General features: G+C 64.7%; 10 protein-coding genes and 1 pseudogene. 5 read left to right on the top strand and 6 right to left on the bottom strand.

Translation table 11 applies throughout. The annotated features are described in order from the left end of the window. Positions 1–519 (top strand): annotated as a pseudogene (locus Q4E95_RS09620) (DEAD/DEAH box helicase); the annotation flags it as partial. A gap of 92 nt (positions 520–611) precedes the next feature. Here Q4E95_RS09620 and Q4E95_RS09615 read toward each other — a convergent pair. Beyond that, a complete protein-coding gene (locus tag Q4E95_RS09615; protein ID WP_303383101.1) occupies positions 612–1,280 on the bottom strand; it encodes an HAD family phosphatase in 669 nt (222 codons plus the stop codon). 102 nt (positions 1,281–1,382) lie between these two features. Between Q4E95_RS09615 and Q4E95_RS09610 the strand changes: the two genes are divergently transcribed. The 4 genes from Q4E95_RS09610 to Q4E95_RS09595 all read left to right on the top strand — a co-directional run bounded on the left by Q4E95_RS09610 (position 1,383) and on the right by Q4E95_RS09595 (position 4,014). Further along, on the top strand, positions 1,383–1,991 hold the full coding sequence (locus Q4E95_RS09610; RefSeq protein WP_303383100.1) for a hypothetical protein: 609 nt from the start codon (positions 1,383–1,385) through the stop codon (positions 1,989–1,991). After that, positions 1,988–2,548: a GNAT family N-acetyltransferase gene (locus Q4E95_RS09605; RefSeq protein ID WP_303383099.1), complete on the top strand. Its 561-nt coding sequence runs from the start codon at positions 1,988–1,990 to the stop codon at positions 2,546–2,548. The genes Q4E95_RS09610 and Q4E95_RS09605 overlap by 4 nt, the downstream gene beginning before the upstream one ends. After that, the gene (locus Q4E95_RS09600) at positions 2,532–3,131 is read left to right on the top strand and encodes a DNA-3-methyladenine glycosylase I (protein ID WP_303383098.1); all 600 of its coding nucleotides are present in this window, start codon (positions 2,532–2,534) and stop codon (positions 3,129–3,131) included. Before Q4E95_RS09605 ends, Q4E95_RS09600 begins: the two co-directional genes overlap by 17 nt. Positions 3,132–3,231: 100 nt before the next feature. Next, positions 3,232–4,014, top strand: coding sequence for a glucose 1-dehydrogenase (locus tag Q4E95_RS09595; protein WP_303383097.1), 783 nt, complete (start codon positions 3,232–3,234; stop codon positions 4,012–4,014). Positions 4,015–4,104: 90 nt separating this feature from the next. Here the strand turns inward: Q4E95_RS09595 and Q4E95_RS09590 are convergent, their stop codons facing one another. The 5 genes from Q4E95_RS09590 to Q4E95_RS09570 all read right to left on the bottom strand — a co-directional run bounded on the left by Q4E95_RS09590 (position 4,105) and on the right by Q4E95_RS09570 (position 7,374). Continuing rightward, positions 4,105–4,338, bottom strand: coding sequence for a hypothetical protein (locus tag Q4E95_RS09590; protein WP_303383096.1), 234 nt, complete (start codon positions 4,336–4,338; stop codon positions 4,105–4,107). 162 nt (positions 4,339–4,500) lie between these two features. Continuing rightward, positions 4,501–5,112 carry a DUF3618 domain-containing protein gene (locus tag Q4E95_RS09585; RefSeq protein WP_303383095.1) on the bottom strand — a complete coding sequence of 204 codons (612 nt, stop codon included), beginning with the start codon at positions 5,110–5,112 and terminating at the stop codon, positions 4,501–4,503. After that, on the bottom strand, positions 5,109–5,579 hold the full coding sequence (locus tag Q4E95_RS09580; protein ID WP_303383094.1) for a phage holin family protein: 471 nt from the start codon (positions 5,577–5,579) through the stop codon (positions 5,109–5,111). Before Q4E95_RS09580 ends, Q4E95_RS09585 begins: the two co-directional genes overlap by 4 nt. Continuing rightward, complete coding sequence (locus Q4E95_RS09575) at positions 5,576–6,286, bottom strand: hypothetical protein (protein WP_303383093.1); 711 nt, start codon at positions 6,284–6,286, stop codon at positions 5,576–5,578. Before Q4E95_RS09575 ends, Q4E95_RS09580 begins: the two co-directional genes overlap by 4 nt. A gap of 86 nt (positions 6,287–6,372) precedes the next feature. Continuing rightward, a complete protein-coding gene (locus Q4E95_RS09570; protein WP_303383092.1) occupies positions 6,373–7,374 on the bottom strand; it encodes a patatin-like phospholipase family protein in 1,002 nt (333 codons plus the stop codon). Positions 7,375–7,531: the final 157 nt, after the last annotated feature.

Below are 7,531 nucleotides of genomic sequence, written 5' to 3'. Positions count from 1 at the left end.
CGCGCTCGCGTTGACGCCGTGTCTCCCGGTTCCGAGATCGTCGCGGACCTGGTGGGCGAGCGTGCCGAGCGCGTTGCACCCCAGCCCGCGGCCCAGACCGGCAACGGTGGTGGCCAGGGCGGTCGTGGTTCCAAGCCGCGCTCCGGTGGTCGTAACGACGGCGCTCGCTCGGGTGGTCGCAATGGCGGCCGTTCCGGCGGCGGTCGCTCGCGCACCGAGCGGGGCGGTTCACCTCGTGACGGTGCTGCCCGTACCGAGAGCAAGCGTTCCGGTGGTACACGCTCGGGCGGTGCACGCAGCAACGTCTCGCGTTCCGACGCCGCCGGTTCCGGTAACCGTCGCTTCAACGGTAAGTCGCAGGGTGCGGGTTCGGCATCGGGTGCTCGTGGCGACAAGGCTCGCGGGGAGAGCGCCACGTCCACTCAGCGTCCGCACTCGAGCGGTCAGACCCCGGACCGTGCGACCGCTGCGGCCCAGCGCCGTCGTCGGGCGAATCGCCAGGACCAGGGCGCGCGCTAAACCCGGGTACTGACACAGCAGGGCGGCCAGTTTCACTACGAAACTGGCCGCCCTGCTGTGTGCATGCGGTTCGTGGGCCTGATGCGTGTGCGTCACGGCTTGAGCGTGCGCAGCAAATCCAGGGTGAGCTCCGAGTGGTTGGGCACGTGTATCACGCCGGGTTGGGCCGGGATTTCCTGCTCGCCGGGGACCGCCACGGTGATGATGCCGGCGGCAACACCGGCCTGCGCACCAGATGGAGAATCCTCAATGACCACGCAGTCCTCGGGTTTCACGCCCAGACGCTTGGCCGCTTGCAGGTAGGCATCCGGGTCCGGCTTGGGCTTCACACCCGCGGCGACCTCTTGATCGCCGATAATCACCTGAAAAAGGTTGTCCGGCGCAATCGAGGCCGTGTACTTGGCGACGTCCGTGGTGGCATTGGTGACAATGGCCGCGGGGATACCCGCTTCCGCGAGATCCTTCAACAGCGGCTCGACGCCGGCGATGAAGCCGGGCGGGTCCGCTTCGAGGATTTTCTCTAGCACGGTGTAGAACTCCTGGAACACCTGATCCAGATCACCGGGCACACCGAGTTCGCTGAGCCGCTCGACCGTCTTGGCGATGGGCTGACCCAGCGTTGCGTCCGTGTCCGCTTGGGTCCACTCCCCGCCGTGGGTTGCCGCCAGTTGCTCCTTGCCCTGCGCCCATAAGGGTTCGGTGTCCACCAGTGTTCCGTCGTGATCGAAAAGTACTGCGCGGGGGAATGAAATATCGGTCATGGTGTCACTGTACTGGCCGGAAGATTCAGTTCCACGACGGTGAGCAGCACGGGTGTGTGCTGCATGCCCATGGTTCGGTAGCGGCGCACTTACGATGAAGACATGAGCTCCTACGAGACGCATCCCCGCGAATTGCACCGACCTGGTTCTGTGTGGCGGCGCGCGTTGCCCAGGATGATGCCCACGGTGGCCATGGTGTTGGTCATCTGGGTTGTCTTCGGGCGCATAGCTGTGGATGCGCTGGGGTCGCTCGTCTGGGTGTACGCCTTTGCCCTGGGCCTTCCGCTGATGGTGCTGCACACCGTAGCCGCGGTGCTGTTCGGCAGGGACGCAAAGCTCTATCCCTCGGAGTCGGTGAGCCTTCGGGCGAGTCTCACGGTGATCGGTTCGTGGATCGTCACGGCGCTGTTCGGGTTCTTCCTTCCGGATTCCACGCCGGACGGCACCGCATCCGTGTTCACCGCACTGACCGGCCCGGACATGATGGGGATCTCCTACGGCTTTGCCAATACCTTGGGCGTGATGTCCGTGGCCATGGCGGTCGCCCTGGTATTGCTGGCGCTCACCGACCTCCGCAACACCCGGCGGGCGCTGCGCGGTGAACCGCTCAGCGAGGACGAGATACTTGACCGCATGGAGGCCCAGCGTGCCCACGGTGAGCCGAGGCGCGGAAGTGGCGCGGCGGCGTCGTCGGAATCCAGGCGTCCGTGACGCGGCAACTGGCGTCACCGCGGCTCATCTTGCGGCCCTATTCCCCGGGGGACGCGGCCTTCGTCCGGGGCCTGTATTTGCGCCCGGAGGTGCAGCGTTACCTGGGTGACGGCACCCAGCGAGTGCGGACAATGATCGAGGCACGGGCCAAGATCAACGCGTGGAACGAACGCTATCTGGCCGAACCGGCGCAGGGGCTGTGGGCGGTGTGCCGCAAGGATGGCACCATAACCGGGTCCTTGCTGCTCAAACCCATCCCGGACAGCGTCACTGCGGTTGAACGGGACACCGAGATCGGGTGGCATTTCCATCCTGACCACTGGGGTCACGGCTACGCCACCGAAGCGGCCCGTGTGGTCCTGGACCACGCCTTCGCGTGCGGCCTCGAGCGCGTGGTGGCCGTGACCAACCCGGCCAATACGGCATCGCAGGCCGTGTGCCTGCGTCTGGGCATGACGCATCTGGGCCTGAGCGACGCCTATTACGACGCCGCGTGCGAACTCTTCGACATCACCGCACCGACCGCGGGAAAGGAGCCGGGTGGCGAGCAATCCTGATCTGGTCATCGGCGAGGACGGGCTCGCGCGGCCCGTGTGGGCCGCCAAGGATCCGCTGCTGCGTGAGTACTACGACACCGAATGGGGCATGCCCGTGCGGGACGAGGCCGGGATGTTCGAGCGCGTGGCGCTCGAGGCCTTTCAGGCCGGACTGTCATGGCGTACGGTGCTGGCCAAGCGGCCGGCCTTCCGAGAGGTGTTCGAGCACTTCGAGCCGGACCGGGTGGCGGCCTTCGGTGAATCCGACGTGGCCAGGCTGGTGCAGGATCCGCGCATCATCCGGAACCGGCAGAAAATAGTCGCCACCATCACCAACGCGCAGGCCACGGTGGTGCTGCGCGAAGACGGAGGACTGGTGGATCTGGTGTGGTCGTTCAAACCAGAGCTCACCCCGGAACCGATGACGTTCGCCGAGGTACCCACCGGCTCGCCCGAGTCCAAGGCCCTGTCCAGGGAGCTCAAGAGACGCGGGTTCACGTTCGTGGGCCCCACCACGATGTTCGCCCTGATGGAAGCAATCGGGGTGGTGGACACCCACCTGATGGGCAGCCATCGGCGTGGGACGTCCGGGGTCTGGGCCTGACGCACAAGCACACGTTCATCTCACCTCGATACGGTGGAACCGAGGGCGCCGACCCGCGTCCCATGGCCACACAGCCTTCCCGGCTAGGAAAGGACATCACATGGCACGTTTCACCGACAAGGTAGTCATCATCACCGGCGCAGCATCCGGCCTGGGCCTGGAATCTGCCGTTCGCATTGCCTCCGAAGGCGCCGATCTGGTTCTGGTGGACCTCAAGGAAGATGCACTGGAAGCCGCCAAGGCCCTGGTGCTCGGAACCGCGCCCGAGGCCAAGATTTTGACCGTGGCCGCAGACGTCTCCGACGAGTCACAGGTCCAGAAATACGTGGACGCCACCGTCAACGAGTTCGGCAAGATCGACGGCTTCTTCAACAACGCCGGTATTGAAGGCCGGCAGAACCTCACCGAAGATTTCGGATCCGACGAGTTCACCAAGGTGGTGTCCGTCAACCTCAACGGTGTGTTTTACGGCATGGCGGCGGTCCTGAAGGTCATGCGCGAACAGGGTTACGGTTCCGTGCTGAACAGCGCGTCCGTGGGTGGTATCCGCGGCGTGGGTAACCAGTCCGGTTATTCCGCCTCCAAGCACGGCGTGGTGGGCCTGACCCGCAACTCGGCCGTGGAGTACGGCCAGTACGGGATCACCATCAACGCGATCGCCCCGGGCGCCATCATGACCGCAATGGTGGAGGCATCGCTCAAGCAGATGGATCCCGAGAACTGGGAAGAAGCGGGCATGCAGTTCGTGTCCGTGAACCCGTTCAAGCGGTTCGGCAAGCCTGAAGAGGTGGCCTCGGTGGTTGCTTTCTTCCTGTCCGGTGAGGCCCCGTTCGTCAACGGCACCGTGCTCCCCATCGACGGCGGTCAGTCAGCCAAGTACTGACGGTCGCGGCCTCGGCCCGCTCGACGACGCCGCTCAGGCAATTGCCCCGCGAATCCCGCCGATTCGCGGGGCAATTGCAGTTCACGGAAGTTACTGACCTCGGCGGCGCAGATACGTCTGGCCGTTAGCGTCCTTGACCATTTCGAAGTCGTTTTGGAGGTTGTCGTACCAGTCCTTGGCCTCGTCGCTCATCTCCGTGTTGCCGCGCAGATTCATGGAACTACGGTTCGCGGGCCCCACAAAGCGCATGACGAAATTGTCGAAGCGGCGGAATTTGCTCGGTTTGCGCGGAGCAGGCTGCTCGGACGGGGAATCGCTGTTCACTGTGGGTCCCTTCGGAAACGGCGGGCGAGGTGCTGCACACACAGCGTCCATGAACATGTTTACTACTGAGCTTAGTGCACTAACTGGTACCCGGTGGGTGCGAGGAGGGCCCCCGACCGTTTCCGGTCAGGGGCCCTCAGTAGTACGCACAACAGTCAGGCATCACGCCTGCTGGGTGTTGTCCTTGACGTTCTTAGCGGAATCCTGAGCCGAATCCTTGAGCTGGCTGGCTTCCTGCTGGCCCTGGGACTTGACCTTCTCCGCACCGGACTGTGCGGTTTCCTTGACGGACTGCGCGGCTTCCTGAGCCGGTCCCTTCAAGTCCTGCGCAATGTTCTGCGCAGCTTCCTTGGTGGAGTCCACGGCGCTCTGAACGTGCGGCTGAACGCGGTCCGCGGCCTCCGCCACGAGTTCCTGCTCCTTCTGACTCGAAGGAAGCAAAGAACCGACCAACCAGCCGGCACCCAGGGCGATCAAGCCCGCAGCCATCGGGTTGCCGCGGGTCTTGGCCTTGGCGGCGGCCGGCGCATTGCTGACGGCGTTGCTTGCCTGATCCATGCGGTAGGAGGCCTCATCGCGCAGATCGCGGGCGTCGTCCTTGGAACCCATGATGGATTCGCGCACATCCTGGATCTTGTTGCGGGCCTTGGTCTTCTGACGGTCCACAACGTTCTCGGGGGTCACCTTCTCGGTGACGGCGTCCACGTCGGCGCTCAAGCGAGCACGGGTGGCTTCGATCTCGGCGCGGATTTCTTCGGGGTTCTGCTGGCTCATCGGGTCTCCTTAGAGGGATTCACGGTATCCGGGATTTCGCTGACGGTTTCGCGGGTTCTCGGCAGGGGATTGCTGGTGGCTTGCGCGATCTTCCGCTTGCCCTTGTCGAGGTTCTTCTTGCCCACCGCGGCGAGGATCGCAGCGATGATGGCCCAGATGACAGCGACGATCACTGCGGACCAGCCAAGGCCCATCAGGTTGCCCAGTCCCCACATGAGGGCGAGGGACAGGAACAGGAGAACGAAGTGACCGGCTACGCCGGCACCACCCAGCATGCCCGCACCCTTACCGGCGTCTTTTGCCGAGTCCGTGGCTTTCTGGACGGCCTCGGTCGCCTCCGCCTTGGCAAGAGCGATCTCCTGCTGAATCAGAGTGGTGAGGTTGGTGCTCAGCGATTTGAACATCTCGCCGAGGGATTCCTCCTCTGCGCGCCGCTCGGGTTCTGTCGGTGGAATGGGGTGGCTCATCGACGCTCACCATCCTGTCCGGGGTAAGCGGAACCGGGAACCTGGTCGGTGTAGGTGCGAGGCGCAGTGGCTTCGGTTTCGACGCGGTACGCGTAGGTCTCGTCGGCAGCGGGAGTGCCGTAGGCGCGGGGCTGTCCACCGCCAGCGTTGTTGCTGCTGCCGATCTCATCGCTGTCCTTGGCGCTGCGGGTTGCGCGCCCGGCGAGCAGGCCGATGCCGGCAGCAATGGCCAGGAACGTGCCGGGGCGGCGGGCTGCAAATCGACGCACGTCGCCGAGTAGATCCTCAGCGTTCTTGTTCTCCAAGGACGCGGCAAACGAATCAACGGTGCCGGAGACATTGCCGAGCAGACCGGATACGTAGTCGGTTTCGGGCTTCTGGCCCTGGGAAATGGCGTTGACCTCGTCGCTGACGGAGCGCGCGGTAGAAGCGAGTCGCTCCTGCTGCGGGCCAACGTAGCTCTGCAGATCGTCCTTGAGTTGGCCCAGGAGGTCCTTGGCCTGGTGTGCGGCTTCGTCCTTGGCGGCAACAGCCTGATCCTTGGCGGTCTCCTTCACTCGTCGGCCGGATCCGGCCGCCTCGTTCTTGAGCTGCTGACCTTCGGCCTTGCCGGTCTCCGCGGCGATGTCCTTCTTGGACGGCGCTTCGGTGGAACCTTGGGTGTTGGCCTGGTGGCCGCCCGGACGCTGGTTGTTCTTGTTGCTCATAGTGGCACCTTTCATACAACACATGGTCGACTTCCTAAGCTTACAGATCTTTTGTCAACAAGTAAGGGTACATATCATTTTTCAGCTCAGGGCAATGGGTGAGGGCGACCGTCTCGGGGAACACCGGCTTGACCGTCGCGGCCGGTCAGGAAGTGCTCGCCGGCCTGCGCGCCCCGATCGAACAGGTTGAGCTTCTGCTCCCGGGAAATGTCGAAATCGGTGCTTCGATAACCGGTTGTGTCCACGAAGACGGTCCGGGCGGTGACCTCCGGGTCGTTGATGTGAATGCTGTCTCGAGCGTTGATCAGGGTCGCCATCACCGACACCGCGTACTGGAACGTGTTGTGGTTGGGTCGCCATCCGGTGCTGGCGGTCTCTTGCGCGGACAGCTTGACGCCAATGGTGGGCCAGCGCGGGGGCAGGAGGTCCGTGCGGTCGAAGATGTCCACCGGGAACCGGGACAGCAGGCCACCGTCCACGCCCAGTACCGAGCGGTGGCCGACCACACGGGGGTCCGCCGGCAGTCGGCGGGGCCGGAAGAAGAAGGGAATCGCGGCCGAGGCGTAGAGCGCATCGGCAACGGGTTGGTCATCGGGGTCCACGCCCAGCCGGTCTCGGTAGTCCCACGGCAGGCGTAGGACACGACCGCGGGAGATGTCGGAGACCACGACCACGAGCTTGTAGTGCTGCTCCGGGGGCAGTGAACTACCGGGGTCCTCCTGGCGCAGGTCGGCCCACGTCCGCACTCCGAGGTCCGCGAGCAGATCGGTGAGGAACGCGTGCAGAGTCCGACTCCGGTACATGCCCTGGTGCAGCAGCAACCCCTCAACCTGGCCCAGCGCGGGGACGCACCGGAACAACGGGGCGACGTCCTCGAATTCAGTGAAGTCCTGGCCGAGCATCACCTGCTTCATGAACTCGACCGATGCGCCCGCTGCGGTCAGCGCGCCGACAATCGCACCCGCCGAGGTCCCGGCGACGCGCTGGAACTCGTAGTTCCCGGGTCCTTTATTGAGCGCGCTGATCGCTCCAATCAAGCCGGGCAGCTTGGCGCCTCCACCCTCGAGCACCAAATCCGCAAGCGCCATGGTTCCTCCGTCCGTGAGCCGGGATGACAGTCAGTATGCTACGGGGCGGCTCCGGCGCAGGCAGACGCCGCGGGCCGTCGGCCAGGCGGCGCCCCCGGTGCTGAACGTAATTCCTACGTCAGGGCGAAAGGACGGATGATCGCCGTGGTGTCTTAGC

It is taken from the genome of Kocuria sp. (genome assembly GCF_030536815.1).
Classification (GTDB): Bacteria; Actinomycetota; Actinomycetes; order Actinomycetales; family Micrococcaceae; genus Kocuria; species Kocuria gwangalliensis.
The sequence above is the reverse complement of the archived record's forward strand: the minus strand, read 5'-3'. Positions and strand labels throughout refer to the sequence as shown.

What these genes read in the sequence shown, in the direction of transcription:
- Q4E95_RS09570 (WP_303383092.1), bottom strand. Translation starts at nt 7,374, where the DNA reads ATGGCGCTTGCGGATTTGGTGCTCGAGGGTGGAGGCGCCAAGCTGCCC.
- Q4E95_RS09585 (WP_303383095.1), bottom strand. Translation starts at nt 5,112, where the DNA reads ATGAGCCAGCAGAACCCCGAAGAAATCCGCGCCGAGATCGAAGCCACC.
- Q4E95_RS09595 (WP_303383097.1), top strand. Translation starts at nt 3,232, where the DNA reads ATGGCACGTTTCACCGACAAGGTAGTCATCATCACCGGCGCAGCATCC.
- Q4E95_RS09580 (WP_303383094.1), bottom strand. Translation starts at nt 5,579, where the DNA reads ATGAGCCACCCCATTCCACCGACAGAACCCGAGCGGCGCGCAGAGGAG.
- Q4E95_RS09615 (WP_303383101.1), bottom strand. Translation starts at nt 1,280, where the DNA reads ATGACCGATATTTCATTCCCCCGCGCAGTACTTTTCGATCACGACGGA.
- Q4E95_RS09575 (WP_303383093.1), bottom strand. Translation starts at nt 6,286, where the DNA reads ATGAGCAACAAGAACAACCAGCGTCCGGGCGGCCACCAGGCCAACACC.
- Q4E95_RS09610 (WP_303383100.1), top strand. Translation starts at nt 1,383, where the DNA reads ATGAGCTCCTACGAGACGCATCCCCGCGAATTGCACCGACCTGGTTCT.